This window comes from Mesorhizobium sp. L2C084A000 (assembly GCF_000502875.1).
Lineage (GTDB): Bacteria > Pseudomonadota > Alphaproteobacteria > Rhizobiales > Rhizobiaceae > Mesorhizobium.
The window spans coordinates 449,157-464,212 of record NZ_AYWX01000009.1 but is presented as its reverse complement, the minus strand read 5'-3'; the positions used below and the strand labels follow the sequence as shown (position 1 = coordinate 464,212).

19 protein-coding genes are annotated in these 15,056 nt (G+C 62.0%); 10 read left to right on the top strand and 9 right to left on the bottom strand.

The window, feature by feature from the left end; all coding sequences use genetic code 11:
- Nucleotides 1-12: 12 nt before the first annotated feature.
- A complete protein-coding gene (locus X735_RS145975) occupies nt 13-642 on the bottom strand; it encodes a DUF1638 domain-containing protein (protein WP_023812313.1) in 630 nt (209 codons plus the stop codon).
- Nucleotides 643-706: 64 nt separating this feature from the next.
- Here X735_RS145975 and X735_RS10295 point away from each other — a divergent pair, with 64 nt between their 5' ends.
- On the top strand, nt 707-847 hold the full coding sequence (locus X735_RS10295; protein ID WP_023812312.1) for an entericidin A/B family lipoprotein: 141 nt from the start codon (nt 707-709) through the stop codon (nt 845-847).
- An 84-nt stretch (nt 848-931) separates the two neighbouring features.
- On the opposite strand, the gene X735_RS145980 is transcribed toward X735_RS10295, so the two are convergent.
- Nucleotides 932-1,630, bottom strand: coding sequence for a B12-binding domain-containing protein (locus tag X735_RS145980; RefSeq protein ID WP_023812311.1), 699 nt, complete (start codon nt 1,628-1,630; stop codon nt 932-934).
- A 276-nt stretch (nt 1,631-1,906) separates the two neighbouring features.
- On the opposite strand from X735_RS145980, the gene X735_RS145985 reads away from it, so the two are divergent.
- The 5 genes from X735_RS145985 (at nt 1,907) to X735_RS146005 (ending at nt 7,177) form a co-directional block, all read left to right on the top strand.
- A complete protein-coding gene (locus tag X735_RS145985; protein ID WP_023812310.1) occupies nt 1,907-3,481 on the top strand; it encodes a trimethylamine methyltransferase family protein in 1,575 nt (524 codons plus the stop codon).
- Between the two features lie 89 nt (nt 3,482-3,570).
- Nucleotides 3,571-4,266 carry a 4Fe-4S dicluster domain-containing protein gene (locus X735_RS145990; protein ID WP_023812309.1) on the top strand — a complete coding sequence of 232 codons (696 nt, stop codon included), beginning with the start codon at nt 3,571-3,573 and terminating at the stop codon, nt 4,264-4,266.
- 100 nt (nt 4,267-4,366) lie between these two features.
- The gene (locus X735_RS145995) at nt 4,367-5,065 is read left to right on the top strand and encodes a FadR/GntR family transcriptional regulator (protein ID WP_023812308.1); all 699 of its coding nucleotides are present in this window, start codon (nt 4,367-4,369) and stop codon (nt 5,063-5,065) included.
- A complete protein-coding gene (locus X735_RS146000) occupies nt 5,040-6,335 on the top strand; it encodes an MFS transporter (protein WP_023812307.1) in 1,296 nt (431 codons plus the stop codon). The genes X735_RS145995 and X735_RS146000 overlap by 26 nt, the downstream gene beginning before the upstream one ends.
- A 104-nt stretch (nt 6,336-6,439) precedes the next feature.
- Entirely contained in the window at nt 6,440-7,177 is a 738-nt protein-coding gene (locus X735_RS146005; RefSeq protein ID WP_023812306.1) for a dienelactone hydrolase family protein, read from the top strand.
- 141 nt (nt 7,178-7,318) lie between these two features.
- Here X735_RS146005 and X735_RS146010 read toward each other — a convergent pair whose 3' ends face one another.
- Entirely contained in the window at nt 7,319-7,876 is a 558-nt protein-coding gene (locus X735_RS146010) for a DUF308 domain-containing protein (protein ID WP_023812305.1), read from the bottom strand.
- A 139-nt stretch (nt 7,877-8,015) separates the two neighbouring features.
- On the opposite strand from X735_RS146010, the gene X735_RS146015 reads away from it, so the two are divergent.
- Together X735_RS146015 and X735_RS146020 are read left to right on the top strand one after the other, a co-directional pair.
- Nucleotides 8,016-8,603, top strand: coding sequence for a TetR/AcrR family transcriptional regulator (locus X735_RS146015; protein ID WP_023812304.1), 588 nt, complete (start codon nt 8,016-8,018; stop codon nt 8,601-8,603).
- 82 nt (nt 8,604-8,685) lie between these two features.
- A complete protein-coding gene (locus X735_RS146020) occupies nt 8,686-9,864 on the top strand; it encodes an NAD(P)/FAD-dependent oxidoreductase (protein ID WP_023812303.1) in 1,179 nt (392 codons plus the stop codon).
- Between the two features lie 2 nt (nt 9,865-9,866).
- Here X735_RS146020 and X735_RS146025 read toward each other — a convergent pair whose 3' ends face one another.
- From X735_RS146025 to X735_RS146050, 6 genes are read right to left on the bottom strand one after another with little or no spacing between them, the layout of a single operon-like run.
- A complete protein-coding gene (locus X735_RS146025; RefSeq protein WP_023812302.1) occupies nt 9,867-10,268 on the bottom strand; it encodes a DUF1801 domain-containing protein in 402 nt (133 codons plus the stop codon).
- Nucleotides 10,269-10,309: 41 nt separating this feature from the next.
- Complete coding sequence (locus X735_RS146030) at nt 10,310-10,702, bottom strand: VOC family protein (RefSeq protein WP_023812301.1); 393 nt, start codon at nt 10,700-10,702, stop codon at nt 10,310-10,312.
- Nucleotides 10,703-10,731: 29 nt separating this feature from the next.
- Entirely contained in the window at nt 10,732-11,166 is a 435-nt protein-coding gene (locus X735_RS146035; protein ID WP_023812300.1) for a DUF1801 domain-containing protein, read from the bottom strand.
- An 11-nt stretch (nt 11,167-11,177) separates the two neighbouring features.
- The gene (locus X735_RS146040; protein WP_023812299.1) at nt 11,178-11,399 is read right to left on the bottom strand and encodes a hypothetical protein; all 222 of its coding nucleotides are present in this window, start codon (nt 11,397-11,399) and stop codon (nt 11,178-11,180) included.
- A 54-nt stretch (nt 11,400-11,453) separates the two neighbouring features.
- On the bottom strand, nt 11,454-11,879 hold the full coding sequence (locus tag X735_RS146045; RefSeq protein ID WP_023812298.1) for an SRPBCC domain-containing protein: 426 nt from the start codon (nt 11,877-11,879) through the stop codon (nt 11,454-11,456).
- Nucleotides 11,876-12,199 (bottom strand): metalloregulator ArsR/SmtB family transcription factor, encoded by a 324-nt coding sequence (locus tag X735_RS146050; RefSeq protein WP_023812297.1) that lies wholly within the window; start codon nt 12,197-12,199, stop codon nt 11,876-11,878. The genes X735_RS146045 and X735_RS146050 overlap by 4 nt, the downstream gene beginning before the upstream one ends.
- A gap of 155 nt (nt 12,200-12,354) precedes the next feature.
- Here X735_RS146050 and X735_RS146055 point away from each other — a divergent pair, with 155 nt between their 5' ends.
- Nucleotides 12,355-12,915, top strand: coding sequence for an RNA polymerase sigma factor (locus X735_RS146055; RefSeq protein WP_023812296.1), 561 nt, complete (start codon nt 12,355-12,357; stop codon nt 12,913-12,915).
- Nucleotides 12,916-12,917: 2 nt separating this feature from the next.
- Complete coding sequence (locus tag X735_RS146060) at nt 12,918-15,032, top strand: VWA domain-containing protein (protein ID WP_023812295.1); 2,115 nt, start codon at nt 12,918-12,920, stop codon at nt 15,030-15,032.
- Nucleotides 15,033-15,056: the final 24 nt, after the last annotated feature.

Sequence of the window (15,056 nt, the reverse complement as noted above, 5' to 3'; positions counted from 1 at the left end):
TCAAGAATTGCTTCAGGCGTGTGCAGCCGCCAGCGCCATTCCGGCCGTCAGGTCGCCGTAGCCGGTTGCGCGGCGTTCATAGACGAGACCAAGCATTTTGGCGGCCTTTTCGGCGACCTTGTCGAGTTCCGGATCGTTGGTCTGGGCCAGATAGATCAGCTTCTCGTAGTTGCCGAAATAGTCCTTGATCAACTCCGGATGCTTGTCGAGGCCGAGCGGCCTCATGAAGAAGGCGTCGAACTGCCGGCAGAGGAAGTCGGTCATGTAGAAGGACATCATGTCGTCGTCGGCGATTTTCGCATAGGCCTCCATGCCTTGATAGAAGGCAAAGCAGTGCGGGCCGGCCATGCGCTCGACGCCATGCTTCTCGCACACCCTGTCGAGCAGGCCGCCGGTGCCGCAATCGGCATAGCCGACGAAGATGTTGCTGTAGCCGTCGGCCTTGGCCTTTTCGATTGCCTTGTCCATGGCCGGGGCGATGCGGTCCGGATAGAAATGGAATTCCGCCGGCAGGCAGGTCAGGTCGAGGTGATCCAGTCCGAGCTGTTCCTTGACGGCCAGAATTTCGCGCGCAATCATCCCACAGGCGATAACGAGCAGCCTGTCGTCTTGATTCGGTTTCGTTTTTTGCGTCTTGGCCATGGAACCCGTCGAGCCGGCCTTCGTTGCTGTAGCGCTAATTTATCTATTGAGGGAGACACCGTCCATGAAACTGCTACGCATCACGCCAATTGCCATCTTGACCTGCGCCCTGGCCCTCACGGCTTGTGCGAACACCGTCCGAGGCGTCGGCAAGGACGTCAAATCAACCGCCAATGCGGTCGAGGACACCGTCAACAATCCCTGATCCGCACCCGGCCTTTCTTCATCTGGGAACAAAAAAGCCGCGCTGCAAGGCGCGGCTTCCTGTTGTCCATTCTGAATTGGCCAATCAGGCCGAAGCGCGCACATTGTGCTTGCGCTTCATGTAGTCCTTGGCGGTCTCGACCGCCACCGCCGCGTCTCGGCAATAGGCATCGGCGCCGACGGCCTTGCCGAATTCCTCGTTCAGCGGCGCGCCGCCGACCAGCACGACATAGTCGTCGCGGATGCCCTTTTCCTTCATCGTGTCGATGACGACCTTCATATAGGGCATGGTCGTGGTCAGCAGGGCCGACATGCCGATGATGTCGGGCTGGTGCTGTTCGATCGCATCGAGATATTTCTCGACCGCATTGTTGATGCCGAGATCGATGACGTCGAAGCCAGCACCTTCCATCATCATGCCGACGAGGTTCTTGCCGATGTCGTGGATGTCGCCCTTGACGGTGCCGATGACCATCTTGCCCTGCTTCGGCGCGCCGGTGGCGGCGAGCAGCGGACGCAGGATGAACATGCCGGCCTTCATCGCATTGGCCGACAACAGCACTTCGGGCACGAACAGGATGCCGTCGCGAAAATCCTCGCCGACGATGCGCATGCCTTCGACCAGCGCCTCGGTCAGCACCTTGTAGGGCACCCAGCCGCGCTCGAGCAGGATGTTGGTGCCTTCCTCGATCTCTTCCTTCAGCCCGTCATAGAGATCGTCGTGCATCTGCTGCACCAACTCGTCGTCGGAAAGTTCGGAAAGGATGATCTCGTCGTCGGCCATTTGTATCGAGCTCCTGCCGGCATCGCGACGTGCGTCGCAAGGCACAATATATTCGCGTTCATACCTAACCCGCTGGGGGCAGGTATCCATAGCTGATTTGCGACTTCCCGCAAAAGGAAAGCGACCGTAACTCTCTTGGAATTCTTGTCGATTTTGCGACAGGCGTTGGCGCTGGCGGGCCGTTTCGAATAGGGTGCATGGCTACGATCTGGCAAGAAGCGGCGAGATGCAGCCGCTATGGATTCCAGACAAGAACAGATTCAGGGAAGAACCACCATGAGCGAACACGCGGCAGTCGATCAGGAAGCGTCAAACGCGCGACGTGGGCGTGGCGCCAGTGGCGGGGCTGCAGCCCGGCGGGCAGCACGTTCGGGCGGTGGCCCGGGTACACAGCTCACCTACATCAAGCGCAAGATCAACGTTTACGAGGTGCTGGACGAGGAAGGCCTGGCGCTGATCGAGAAGAACACCGACACGGTGCTCGAGGAGATCGGCATCATCTTCCGTGATGACGCGGAAGCGCTGCAACTGTGGAAAGAGGCCGGCGCCGACGTCAAGGGCGAGCGCGTGCACTTTCCGAAGGGGCTGTGCCGTTCGCTGCTCAAGACCGCGCCGTCCGTCTACACCCAGCATGCGCGCAATTCCGAGCGTTCGGTGCAGATCGGCGGCAATGCCACCGTCTTTGCGCCGGTCTACGGTCCGCCCTTCGTGCGTGACCTCGATGGCGTCAGGCGTTATGCGACGATCGAGGATTTCCAGAATTTCGTGAAGCTCGCCTATATGGCGCCGTCGATCCACCATTCGGGCGGCACGGTGTGTGAGCCCGTCGACGTGCCGGTCAACAAGCGCCACCTCGACATGATCTACAGCCACATCAAATATTCCGACAAGCCGTTCATGGGCTCGGTGACCGCGCCGGAACGCGCCGAAGACACCGTCGCCATGGCCAAGATCGTCTTCGGCGACGATTTCGTCGAGAACAACACGGTGCTGACCAGCCTGATCAACGCCAACTCGCCGATGGTGTTCGACGAGACCATGCTCGGCGCGCTGAAAGTCTATGCGCGCCACAACCAGGCCTGCATCGTCACGCCGTTCATCCTTGCGGGCGCGATGAGCCCGGTGACGGTGGCCGGCACGCTAACGCAGGTCCTGGCCGAAGTGCTGGCCGGCGCCTCGTTCACGCAGTTGATCCGTCCCGGCGCGCCGGTGCTGTTCGGCACCTTCGCCTCGTCGATTTCGATGCAGTCGGGAGCGCCGACCTTCGGCACGCCGGAGCCGTCGCTGGTGTCTTATGGCGCCGCACAGCTGGCGCGTCGGCTGGGCCTGCCGTTCCGCACCGGCGGCTCGCTCTGCGCGTCCAAGGTTCCGGATGCTCAGGCGGCCTATGAAAGCGCCAACACGCTGAACTCGACCATCCTGGCCGGCACCAACTTCGTGCTGCACTCTGCCGGCTGGCTTGAGGGCGGGCTCGCGTCCTGTTATGAGAAGTTCATGATGGACATCGATCAGCTCGGCATGACGCAGAAGTTTTCCGAGGGCGTCGACCTGTCGGAAAACGGCCAGGCGATGGACGCCATCCGCCAGGTCGGCCCGGGCAGCCACTATCTCGGCTGCGACCACACCCAGGCCAATTTCCAGACCGCCTTCTACCGCTCCAACATCGCCGACAACAATTCCTACGAGCAGTGGCTGGCCGAAGGCGAGAAGACCGCGCCGCAGCGTGCCAACGAACTTGCCCGCCGCTGGCTGGAAAGCTACGAGGCGCCGTATCTCGATCCGAGCATCGACGAAGCGTTGCAGGACTTCATCGCCAAGAAGAAGGGGTCGATGCCCGACGCCTTCACTTGAAAGGAGCCCGAGTCAGGCGGGGCTAAAGTCGCCAACATCATCCACAAGGAAGTCTGGCGGAGCGCGTTCTCCGATCCGGTCAAGAAGGAATGATTGCGCCCGCCGGCAGCGTTGACCGCATTGCTGCGGCGCTTCACGCCAACGGCCTTGTTCTTCGCGGCGGCTTCAATTTTACAACAGGCAATGCGCCGCCAACGGGATCATCTGGTGCGCCGGCAGCGGCCGTCCTGCTGGTAGGGCAGGCGGGCGCGGCACCCTGGCCGTATTTCCTGCGTTGGCGGGGGCAACAGCCACAGGCAATCGCCAATCCGCTCGACACGTGGTCGCGCGAAGTGATCGGAGCCGTGGCCGAGGCATTCGGGGCGCGAGCCGTTTCCCCTTCCGACAGACCTTATCTGCCGTTTCAGCAATGGGCGATGCGGGCGGAGGGACTGAAGCCGTCGCCGCTCGGCATCCTCATGCATCCGCAATACGGGCTATGGCATGCCTATCGCGGTGCGCTGCTGTTCGAGGACGAGCTTCCGATTCAAGCCGGCGAAACGGCGCCTCACCTTTGCGATAGCTGCGTCGAGAAACCTTGCCTGAAATCTTGTCCGGCCGACGCCTATTCCGCGCAAGGATTTGCTTATCAATCCTGCCTGACGCATGTGCGTGGAGCCGGCGGCTCGCCTTGCCGCAGCGGCGGCTGCCTTGATCGCAATGCGTGCCCCTATGGCACGGAGTATCGCTATCCGCCGGAGGTTCAGGCCTTCCACATGGCGAGCTTCGCACGGGCCACCAACTGATCCATTCCCATTGCGTGGTGCTCGTTCGCTTCGAGCATCTTGACGGCAGTTAGAAGCAAGCCTATTCATCAAGTCATCTGATGACTTGATGAATAGGCCGATGCAACCTGCTATCCGAACCAATCTCACCGACAGCGCCACCGAGAGCCTGCGGGCTGAAATCGTCAGCGGCCGCTGGGGTGTCGGCGAGCGTATTCCCAACGAGGCAGCTCTGACCGACCTTCTGTCGGTCAGTCGGGGCACCGTCCGCGAGGCGGTGCGGGTGCTGGTCTCGCAGGGGTTGCTGAATACGCGTCAGGGCTCGGGCACCTATGTGCGCTCCGCCGTCGATACTTCTGCCGCGCTTGACCGGGTCAAACGCAGCGGCTTGCGCGATCAGTGGGAGGCGCGGGCGGCGCTGGACCTCGAGGCCGCGAGGCTCGCCGCCTTGCGTCACACGCCAGCCGACCTCGAGCGGATGCGGCAATTGCTTGCCGCGCGCGGCACCGTCGCCGACGGCGGAAGCGAAGCCTTCATCCGGCGCGATCTTGCTTTCCACAAATCCGTCGTCGCGGCGTCCGGCAACAGGGCGATGATGGAGCTCTATGACTTCTTCACCGCCGCCATCACCGAGACCATCCATGCCACCATCGACGGCGATCTGCCCGAACCGGACCACCAGGCGCATGCGGCAATCGTCGACGCCATTGCCGCGAGCGATCCCGAGCGCGCCGTTGCCGCCGTCCGAGCCTTCATGGCGCCGGTGTTGCCCAACTTGAAAGACTGCTTTCGCAATGAACCAGAGTTTTCGTCAGCCTGATCCGAAGGCCGAGGTCGAGGGTCTGGAACTCGTCGATGCCGAGGCCGACAGCCTGCCCATGCCGCAGCCGCCTGAACTGCGCAGCCGTGCGGCGCGCATCATGCTTGGCGCAAGCCTTGTGCTGATCGCCTTCAGCTTGAGGCCGCTGTTTTCCAGCCTGTCGGTGCTGTTGCCCGAGGTGATGCAGGCAACCGGTCTTTCGACGACGGGCGCCAGCCTGCTGACGACGCTGCCCGTCCTGTGCCTCGGCCTGTTCGCGCCCTTCGCGCCAAGGCTTGCGCAGCGCTATGGAGCCGAGCGCACTTTGCTCGGGGCGCTCGCCTTGCTGGTGCTGGGAACCGGCCTGCGCTGGTTCGGTACGGTTCCCCTGCTGTTTGTCGCCACATTCCTGGCCGGTGGCGCGATTGCCATCGGCAATGTGCTGCTGCCGGGCCTGGTGAAGCGCGATTTCGCCGACAGGGCCGCTATCATGACCGGGTTCTACACCATGGCGCTCTGCGCCGGCTCGGCTGCCGCTGCCGGCTTCACGCTGCCGATCGAGCATTTTGTCACCGGTTCATGGTCGGGAGCGCTCGCTGCCTGGGCGGTGCCGACGCTGATCGTGCTGCTGATCTGGATCCCGCAGGCGCTGGGCAGCCGTCGGCAGGTCAGTCATCGCGGCTTTCACGTCGTCGGGCTTTGGCGCGATCGCCTGGCTTGGCAGGTGACGCTGTTCATGGGGCTGCAGTCGGCACTTGCCTATTGCATCTTCGGCTGGCTGGCGCCGATCCTGCGCGAGCGCGGCTTTGACGCGGCCACCGCCGGCGCGATGGTTTCGGTGTCGGTGATGGCGCAGGTCATCACGTGCCTCGCCGTGCCATCCTTTGCGATGCGGCTGAAGGACCAGCGCGGCATCAATGTGGCGCTCGTTGCCATAGCGGTGATCGCGCTGCTCGGCATTCTCTTTGCGCCGACCTCGACGGTGCTGTTCTGGGCGGTCCTGCAAGGCATTGGGCAGGGGGGCCTGATCGCGGCTGCCATGAGCTTGATCGTGCTGCGTTCGCCGGATTCGCATGTCGCCGCGCATCTTTCAGGCATGGCGCAAGGCGTCGGCTATGTACTGGCGGCATTCGGCCCGCTGCTGGTGGGCCTGATCCGCGATTGGACCGGCAGTTTTTCGGGGACGGCGTTCCTGTTCGTCGCGCTCGGGCTTGGCGTAGCCATCATGGGGCTCGGTGCCGGCCGTGCGCTGCATGTCGGCGCGCGGACCGTGCGCGAGGGCGAGCAATAGCGTCACGCAATCCTGCACGAAATGTTGACTGCCATGCCCGGGGAATGCCTTGCCGTATGGCCTCGCGCGGATATGTATCGCGCATCAGTCGAACGGAGCGGGCGATGACGAAACACGACCTTCAAATCAAGACCAGGGATGGTGTTGCCAATGCTGGGCTTTTCCGCTCGGCAAACGCATCTCCTGCCAAGGCCGGCGTCATTCTCTATCAGGACGCCTTCGGTCCGCGGCCGGCGCTCGACAGTATGGCCAACCGGCTGGCGAATGAAGGCTATGCGGTACTGGTGCCCGACCTATTCTACCGCAATGCGCCCTACGGGCCGTTCGACGCCAAGACCGCCTTCGCCGAGGAAAAGACCAAAATCCCGCTGATGGCGCTGGTCACCGGCACGACACAGGACATGACCATCAGCGACAGCGATGCGTTCCTCGATGCGCTTGCTGCCGAGGGCATTACCGGGCCGATCGGCACCGTCGGCTATTGCATGGGCGGCGGTCGATCATTGAATGCGGCTGCAACCTATCCCGAACGGATAAAAGCGGCCGCAAGCTTCCATGGCGGCAATCTGGCCAGCGACGCCGCCGACAGCCCGCATCGCAAGGCAGCCTCCATCAGGGGGCGCGTCTATGTCGGCACATCCGGCGTCGACAGGAGTTTCCCGCCGGAACAGTCGGCGCGGCTGGCCGAAGCGCTGCGGGTCGCTGAAGTCGATCATGTCATCGAGAACTATGCCGGGATGGCGCATGGCTGGTGCGTACCCGATCATAGCGTTTTCAATGCCGCCGGCGCCGAACGCCACTGGAAGCGGCTGACGACGTTGTTCGCCGAGACGCTGATCTAAGGTCAGGGGTCGCGCCCCTGAGCAGGACGCTACGTGACTTTGAACCAGAATGGCAGCCGATGCGGCGAAGAGTGAGCGATGCTTGCCCTTTCGACGGCGGCAGATGACTGTTCACCTTGCCGCCGCCGGATCAGGCTGCGCCTAGGCGTTTGCCTTGCGATAGGCTGCTACGACAAGCCAAATTGCGGAGAGCAGAAAGTAAAACGCGCCGAACCCGGCATAAGGGGCGATGTCCAGAATCGTCGGCGCAGCCGTGCCGAGGGATCGGCTGATCATGAAGCCGCCAGCGAGGGCCGACTGCGCACCACTCAGGATCATCGCCCATTGTGCGCCTTGGTAGCGCCAACGCTTTAATCCCGTGTTCAGCTGTAGCAGGCCCGAGAGGATCGCCCAAACCCCAAACACGGCCAGAACGGCATACATGCTGTTGGCGACCGCCACGATGACAGCGAGCGTCGTTATCAGGCTGACCACGACGTTCAATGCCTGGGACGAGTTGGCTTTCAGGCCGCCATTTACCCTGGCGTCAACCAGATTGGCGAGGGCGTCCCATGCGGGGTAGATCACGAGCAGAAGCGCGGTGGGACCGGGTTGCCCGTTGAATAGGATGGCGGCAGCAACCCAGGCGATAGAAAATATGGCGCGTACGAAATAATAGGATCGTAGCCATCCGGACTGGGTGAAAGATTGGTTTTGCATCGGCAGATTCCTTATTGCTATCTACCTATTAGTAGGTAGCCAAAACCTCTAAGTCAACCCGATCTCCGGACACCTCCCTGTGAGAATCGGGAACGATGCATAACCTTGACAGTTCGCCTACCAGAAGGTAGGCAGCGATATGGAATCAATGGCTTCGACTTCAGAAAAGATCCTCGATGTCGCGCAGTCTCTCATCGTCGCGGGAGGCTACAACGGGTTCAGCTATGCCGATATCTCGGCTGCCATCGGGATCAGGAAGGCGAGCATCCACCATCATTTTCCGACGAAGGCCGAGCTGGTTTCGGTGCTGGTGGATCGTTACAGGCGGCAGGCCGAAGTGGGTTTGGAGTCTCTCCGGGGAGAACTCTCAAGCCCTGCTGAACAACTGCAGTCCTACATGAACTATTGGCGGACATGCATTCGCGATGCCTCGCCGTCCTTCTGCGTCTGCGCGATGCTCGCCGGCGAGATGCAGATGCTGCCGGAAGAGGTCGCATCACGCGTTCGTGCCCATTTCCAAAATCTCGCGGGATGGCTTACGTCGGTGCTGCGGGCTGGAATGGAGCAGGACTTGTTCCGCTTGAACAACCGGCCGGAGGAGGAGGCCCAGATGCTGATGGCATCGGTTCATGGGGCAATGCTGTCCGCGAGGGCTTTCAGTGATCCCGGGCTGTTCACCACAATCGTCACCCTCCAGATCACCATGCTGCTGGGACGGAATTGCTAGAAAACTGTCGGGCCAAAGTGGTATCAGGCAGCACAAATGGCGCGGCCCCGTGTGAGTGGGTCGAGCGGAAACGAATAGCCTGATGCAATCCTATGATGTCGTGATCATCGGCGCGGGTGCCGCCGGAATGATGTGCGCCGTGGAGGCGGCCAAGCGCGGCCGTTCGGTGCTGATCCTCGATCATGCGGCAATGCCTGGCGAGAAGATCCGCATCTCCGGCGGCGGCCGGTGCAATTTCACCAACATCCATGCCAGCCCGAAGAATTTTCTGTCGGGCAATCCGCATTTCTGCATTTCGGCGCTCAGCCGCCACACGCAGCGCGATTTCATCGCCCTCGTCGAACGCCACCGCATTGCCTATCACGAGAAGACGCTTGGGCAGCTGTTCTGCGATGGCTCCGCACGCCAGATCATCGACATGCTGGTCTCGGAAATGCGGGGCAGGGGCGTGGAGCTGGCGCTCTCGGCCAGCGTTGAGGATGTCCGCAAAACCGTGGAGGGGTTTGCGCTCACCCTCTTCACAGGCTTGGTTACTTGCCAGTCGCTGGTCGTGGCCTGCGGCGGCAAGTCGATCCCCAAGATGGGGGCGACCGGTTTCGGCTATGAGCTTGCCGAACGGTTCGGCCTTGCTGTTGTCGAAACGCGGCCGGCGCTGGTTCCGCTGACCTTCGACGCAAACACGCTCGAGCGGCTGGCGCCGCTGGCCGGCAATGCCGTGGACGCGGAAGTCGCCTGCGGCAAGACGCGGTTCTCCGAAGCGATGCTGTTCACGCATCGCGGCGTCAGCGGACCGTCCATCCTGCAGATCTCGTCCTATTGGCGCGAGGGCGATGAAATCCGCATCGCCATGCTGCCGGGAGTTGACGTGGCGGACCTCATCCGCGTGGCCAAGCGAAGCAATGGGCGGCAAGCGGTACAGACGGTGCTGGCAAATCATCTGCCGAAGCGGCTTGCGCAGTCGATCGCCGAGCGCACCGGGATCGACGGCAACCTTGCCGATCTTTCCGACGCCCAGATGAAAACCATAACTGCCGCAGTCAATGACTGGCGCATCAAGCCTGCCGGCTCGGAGGGCTACCGCACCGCCGAAGTGACGCTGGGCGGGGTCGACACCAACGGGCTGGACCAGAAGACGATGCAGGCGAAATCCGTGCCGGGCCTGTTTTTCATCGGCGAAGTCGTCGATGTCACGGGTTGGCTGGGCGGCTATAATTTCCAGTGGGCATGGTCATCGGGCTGGGTGGCGGGGCAGGCGGCCTAGACTTACGTCCGTGGCTTCGTCCCAGCAGCCGCCTTCTTCTTCTTTTTGGCCTGGTTGTAATCGATGGCGGCACGGACGAGGTCTTTCAGGGCGCCCTCGTCGAGCTTTTCGCCCTCGAACATGTCGATTGCCCGCCACACCTTGCCGCCAAAACCGTTGTTGAACAGCTTGTCGGGGTCCGGCAGGCTGGCGCCATGGGAAAAGGTCAGCTTCACCTTGTCTTTGTGGGCGTTGCCGACCACGATGTTGCCGTCGAGGCACCATACCGGGCTGCCCATCCACTTCCACTCCTCGACGATGTCCGGGTCGGCTGCAAGGATGGTCTTGCGGATGCGGGCGAGCGTCTCGCCGCGCCAGTCCGAGAGGCCAGCGATCAATTGGTCGATTTGTTGCGAGGGGGTCATTGGGTGCCTTCCTGTGCCTCGACGCGTTCAACCGCTGCCTGTCACCAGCGCGTCAGTTGGGTGATCTGAACGAGATTGCCGCAGCTGTCGTTCAGCTGGACGATGGTCGAACCGGTCACCTCGGTCGGCGGCATGGTGAACGCGCCGCCCTTCGCCTTGATGCGCTCGTAGTCGCCCTTGACGTCGTCGGTGAAGAACATGATCGCGGGCTGGCCCTGCTCGAAGATGGCTTCCTGATAGGCCTTGGCGGCCGGGTTGTCGTTGAGCGCGAGTTGCAGCTCGGTTCCATCAGGCTCGTCGGCTGAGATCACTGTCAGCCAGCGAAAAGGCCCGTTGCTGAAATCGGCTTTTTTGGCGAGGCCCAGCACGTCGGTGTAGAAGCGCAGTGCGTTTTCCTGGTTGTCCACATACACGCTGGTCAGCTTGATCTTCATCGCTCTTTCTCCTGTGTGTTATTCGGCCGTTACGGGATCCAGCCGGGCTGCGCGGCCGCCTGCTTGACCCAGTCCGCCATCCGCGCCTCGTCGAACTGGTCTTCGCGGATGTCGATCCAGCGCACATCCTTGCTCTTTGCCGTGCCGCCTGGTGGGATCGGCTGCAATGAGATGCCACTGAAAAAGGTCACCTTCAAATAGTGGGTGAAGACATGAAACGACACGAACCAGCCCTGGCCTTCGATGCCGTAGAAGGGCGAGTTCCATCGCACGGCTTTGCGGACGTCCGGCACGTTGCGCTCGATGAGCGCGTCGAGGCGTTCGCCCAGGCCGCGCTTCCAACCCGGCATCGCAGCGATATAGGCCTGCCCCGGGGCGTCACCATCGCCCTTGGCGATTTGCGGGTTGCCGCCCGAGAGCAGCACTGGCGCAGCCTTGGTCAATTGACCCTGTGTCTTGACCATTCTACCCACTCCTATCCGCGCGCACGCTGCGCGCCGCGTCCCTTGGCGGCATAGGGCAGCACGAACATGTACAGGCCGCTGAACAGCAGCAGGAAGAGCGGCAGGAGCGGCGAGTAGACCACCCAGGCGGGAGGCTGCCCGAATGCCATGGTGGCGAAGTTGGCGATGACGGTCAGCGTAAAGATGATCGACAGCCAGCGATGAATTTGCCGAACCCACATGTTCCAGTCCAATAGTTCCTCCTGTCAAAACAGCCGACGCGGACCACCGATCCGCACCGGCGGGTTTCAATCTATCCGCGCCAGGACTTGACTCAGATTTGCAAGGTACTGCCGCCACCCGCTCGTCGCGCCCCGGTACGCCTGCTCCTGATCCGGCCGGAAGCCGGACTGTTCCATGCGCAACCGGGTGCCCGTGCTGGTCGGCAGGAGAGTCCAGGTGACGACACTCTCAAGGCCATAGGCCTGCCACGTGTAGGACAGTGTCTTGTTCAGCTCGACGGCTGTTACCTGACAGTCGACAACGATGCTCACGTCAAGTTGCGGTTCCTTTCGCAGCTTGAAACGGTGGTCCACGACTGGCTGGAAGTCGTTCTTCATCAACCATTCCTCGATGAGATGCGGCTGGGTCAGCGCGCGCCAGATTTTTTCCGGCGGATAGGGGATCTCACGTTCGACGATGACGGAGCGCGTTTCGGTCGCGATGTTGGTCATTGGTCCATTCTTTTGAGCAAATTTTCGAGATCATCGAACCGGCTCTGCCAGAACGCATTCATCTGGTTCGTCCAGTCGGTCAGCGGGGAAAGTGCTGCGAGCTGGGCGCTATAATGGGTCTGCCGTCCTTGATGGCGGTCACGCACGAGCCCGGCCTGCCTGAGCACGCCGAGATGCTTCGACACCGCCGGCTGCGAGACCCCCGACTGAGCCGTCAGGGCACCGACCGTCTGCTCGCCTTGCCGGCACAGGCGCTCGAAGATCGCACGACGCGTCGGATCGGAGAGCGTTCTGAAGAGGACGTCGTGAGCGTTGTTCATTTTGGATCGATAACCCGGTGGCTATTGATTGACGTATAACCGCCGAGATATGGATGTGTCAAGCGGGGTGCCGGCGGTCACGATCCGGCGGTTTCCAAAAAAATCTTTCCATTGCCCCAAGGATTAGCCATTAGCCTTCGTCCAACAGGCAAATGATGGCGATGATGCTGGATGAGAGCGAAGCCTCCGACGCCGAACTGATCGGGCGGGCGAAGGGCGGAGACAGGGGGGCCTTCAGCACATTGCTGGAAAGGCACTATGACTTCGTCTATCGCGCTGCCTATCGCTGGTGCGGCAGGAAGGCCGATGCCGAAGACATAGCCCAGGAAGTCTGCGTCAGGCTGGGCAAGGCGATCCGCGACTATCGCGGCGGCGGCGCCTTCACCACATGGCTCTATTCCGTGACCCTGAACGCCGCGCGCGACATGATGCGCAAATCCGCCCGCGAGACAGTCAAGACAGAGGCCTATTGCGTCCATGCACTGATCTCGGGCGAGGCGTCGATCGAACCGGAAGACCCCGCCGAAGCGCTATGGGCCGCGGTGCGGCAATTGCCGGACAAGCAGCGCGACGCCGTGCTTTTGGTCTATGGCGAAGGATTGAGCCACGCGGCCGCCGCCGAGGCGATGGCGATCTCGGAGACGACGGTTTCCTGGCACATCCATGAAGCGAAGAAACGGCTGAAGACGCTGATGCGCGCGGCCGGGGAAGTGTGACCATGGTCGACGACAATGAACTCAACAGACTGCGCGATATCGCAGCACCGGCGCCCGCCAAGGATGCCAAGGCACGTGCCTTCGAGGCCGCCCTGCGCGCCTATGATCAGGAAAATATTTCTGCTGTCTCCCAAGGATCGGTTGGCGGGCTTCGTCTCACAGAGCGAGCACAAAAGCTCTGGAGCGAGATCATGCAAAAGAAACTTATTGCCACGCCGGCCCTTGCCGGGCTCGTCGCCCTGCCGATCGCCGGATACGCCACCTTCCATTTGCTGAGGGAACAGCCGCCCAAATTCGGCGGCGACGAGAAGATCAGCGAGACGCTGGCCGACAAGCCGACGACGGTGAAGCCGACGACCGCCGAGCCGAAGCCGGCTCGCGGCGAGTTGGAGAAGGACAAGAAGGCGGACGCCGATGTGGAAAGCCGCGACGCCACCGATGCGCTTGTGGCGCCGGCCTCGCCGCAGAAATCCGAATCGACCGTTGCTGGGGGCGCTGCACAACAAAATGCGCTGGAGCGCGGTGTGCTGGCCGAGCCTGCGCCACCGGCACCGACAGGTGAATTCGCACTGGATGGCGCTGCAAGTGTACCCAGCACCTCGCGAGCCCGCATGGCGGCGGAGTCGAAGCTGATGGCGCCGCAGCAGCCGGCTATGGCGCCGGCCGACCAGATGCTGCCGCAGGAGGAAAATCGCGACCGTATCGAGGATTTCAAGACCAATCCGGTGCATGCGGCACTCGAGGACCCGGTCTCGACCTTCTCGATCGACGTCGACACGGCGTCCTATTCCTTCGTGCGCAGTTCGCTGAAGCAAGGCACTCTGCCGCAAGCCGATACTGTTCGCGTCGAGGAGATGATCAATTACTTCCCCTATGACTGGAAGGGGCCGGACTCCGCCGCGACGCCGTTCAACTCGACCGTCAGCGTCATGCCGACGCCGTGGAACACGCAGACCAGGCTGATGCATGTCGCCATCAAGGGTTTTGACGTCAAGCCGACCGAGCAGCCGAAGGCCAATCTGGTGTTCCTGATCGATGTCTCGGGCTCGATGGACGAGCCGGACAAGCTGCCGCTGCTCAAATCGGCCTTCCGGCTGCTGGTCAGCAAGCTGAAGGCCGACGACACCATTTCGATCGTCACCTATGCCGGTGACGCCGGCACAGTCCTGGAGCCGACCAAGGCGTCCGAAAAGGACAAGATCCTCAGCGCCATCGACAATCTGACGCCCGGCGGCAGCACGGCCGGTGAGGCGGGCATCAAGGAAGCCTACAGGCTGGCGCAAAAATCCTTCGTCAAGGACGGCGTCAACCGGGTGATGCTCGCCACCGACGGCGACTTCAATGTCGGCCAGACCGATGACGACGACCTTAAGCGGCTGATCGAAAGCGAGCGCAAGAGCGGTGTCTTCCTGTCGGTGTTCGGCTTCGGCCGCGGCAATCTGAACGACCAGATGATGCAGACCATCGCGCAGAACGGCAACGGCACCGCCGCCTATATCGATACGCTGGCCGAGGCCGAAAAGGTGCTGGTCGAGGATGCTTCGTCGACGTTGTTCACTATCGCAAAGGACGTGAAGATCCAGGTCGAGTTCAACCCGAACAAGGTCTCGGAATATCGCCTGATCGGCTACGAGACCCGCGCCTTGAACCGCGAGGATTTCAACAATGACCGCGTCGATGCCGGCGACATTGGTTCGGGCCATTCCGTTACCGCGATCTATGAAATCACGCCAAAGGGCAGCGGCGGCGAGCAGATCGATCCGCTGCGCTACGGCCAGGCGTCGGTGGACAATGGCGGCGTCGCCAACGCGGACGAATATGCCTTCGTCAAGATCCGCTACAAGCTGCCGAATGAAGACGTCTCGAAGCTGATCACCACGCCGGTGACCTCGGCCAACGAGATTTCGTCCTTCGACCAGGCCAGCGCCGATCAGCGCTTCTCCGTCGCGGTTGCCGCCTTCGGCCAGAAGCTGCGCGACGAGGATGCGACCGCGAAGTTTGGCTACGACAAGATCATGGAGATCGCCACTGCCGCTCGAGGAGCCGACCCGTTTGGGTACAGGTCCGAGTTCCTTTCACTTGTGCGCCTTGCCTCGGCGCTGGGCGGTAACCGGTAGTGGTGATGACGGCCGGTTTCTTTC

Coding starts and splice junctions, on each gene's coding strand:
- X735_RS145985 (WP_023812310.1), top strand. CDS start 1,907: ATGAGCGAACACGCGGCAGTCGATCAGGAAGCGTCAAACGCGCGACGT.
- X735_RS145975 (WP_023812313.1), bottom strand. CDS start 642: ATGGCCAAGACGCAAAAAACGAAACCGAATCAAGACGACAGGCTGCTC.
- X735_RS145995 (WP_023812308.1), top strand. CDS start 4,367: ATGCAACCTGCTATCCGAACCAATCTCACCGACAGCGCCACCGAGAGC.
- X735_RS146000 (WP_023812307.1), top strand. CDS start 5,040: ATGAACCAGAGTTTTCGTCAGCCTGATCCGAAGGCCGAGGTCGAGGGT.
- X735_RS146010 (WP_023812305.1), bottom strand. CDS start 7,876: ATGCAAAACCAATCTTTCACCCAGTCCGGATGGCTACGATCCTATTAT.
- X735_RS146030 (WP_023812301.1), bottom strand. CDS start 10,702: ATGAAGATCAAGCTGACCAGCGTGTATGTGGACAACCAGGAAAACGCA.
- X735_RS146060 (WP_023812295.1), top strand. CDS start 12,918: ATGGTCGACGACAATGAACTCAACAGACTGCGCGATATCGCAGCACCG.
- X735_RS146025 (WP_023812302.1), bottom strand. CDS start 10,268: ATGACCCCCTCGCAACAAATCGACCAATTGATCGCTGGCCTCTCGGAC.
- X735_RS146015 (WP_023812304.1), top strand. CDS start 8,016: ATGGAATCAATGGCTTCGACTTCAGAAAAGATCCTCGATGTCGCGCAG.
- X735_RS10295 (WP_023812312.1), top strand. CDS start 707: ATGAAACTGCTACGCATCACGCCAATTGCCATCTTGACCTGCGCCCTG.
- X735_RS146045 (WP_023812298.1), bottom strand. CDS start 11,879: ATGACCAACATCGCGACCGAAACGCGCTCCGTCATCGTCGAACGTGAG.
- X735_RS145990 (WP_023812309.1), top strand. CDS start 3,571: ATGATTGCGCCCGCCGGCAGCGTTGACCGCATTGCTGCGGCGCTTCAC.
- X735_RS146005 (WP_023812306.1), top strand. CDS start 6,440: ATGACGAAACACGACCTTCAAATCAAGACCAGGGATGGTGTTGCCAAT.
- X735_RS146050 (WP_023812297.1), bottom strand. CDS start 12,199: ATGAACAACGCTCACGACGTCCTCTTCAGAACGCTCTCCGATCCGACG.
- X735_RS145980 (WP_023812311.1), bottom strand. CDS start 1,630: ATGGCCGACGACGAGATCATCCTTTCCGAACTTTCCGACGACGAGTTG.
- X735_RS146020 (WP_023812303.1), top strand. CDS start 8,686: ATGCAATCCTATGATGTCGTGATCATCGGCGCGGGTGCCGCCGGAATG.
- X735_RS146055 (WP_023812296.1), top strand. CDS start 12,355: ATGGCGATGATGCTGGATGAGAGCGAAGCCTCCGACGCCGAACTGATC.
- X735_RS146035 (WP_023812300.1), bottom strand. CDS start 11,166: ATGGTCAAGACACAGGGTCAATTGACCAAGGCTGCGCCAGTGCTGCTC.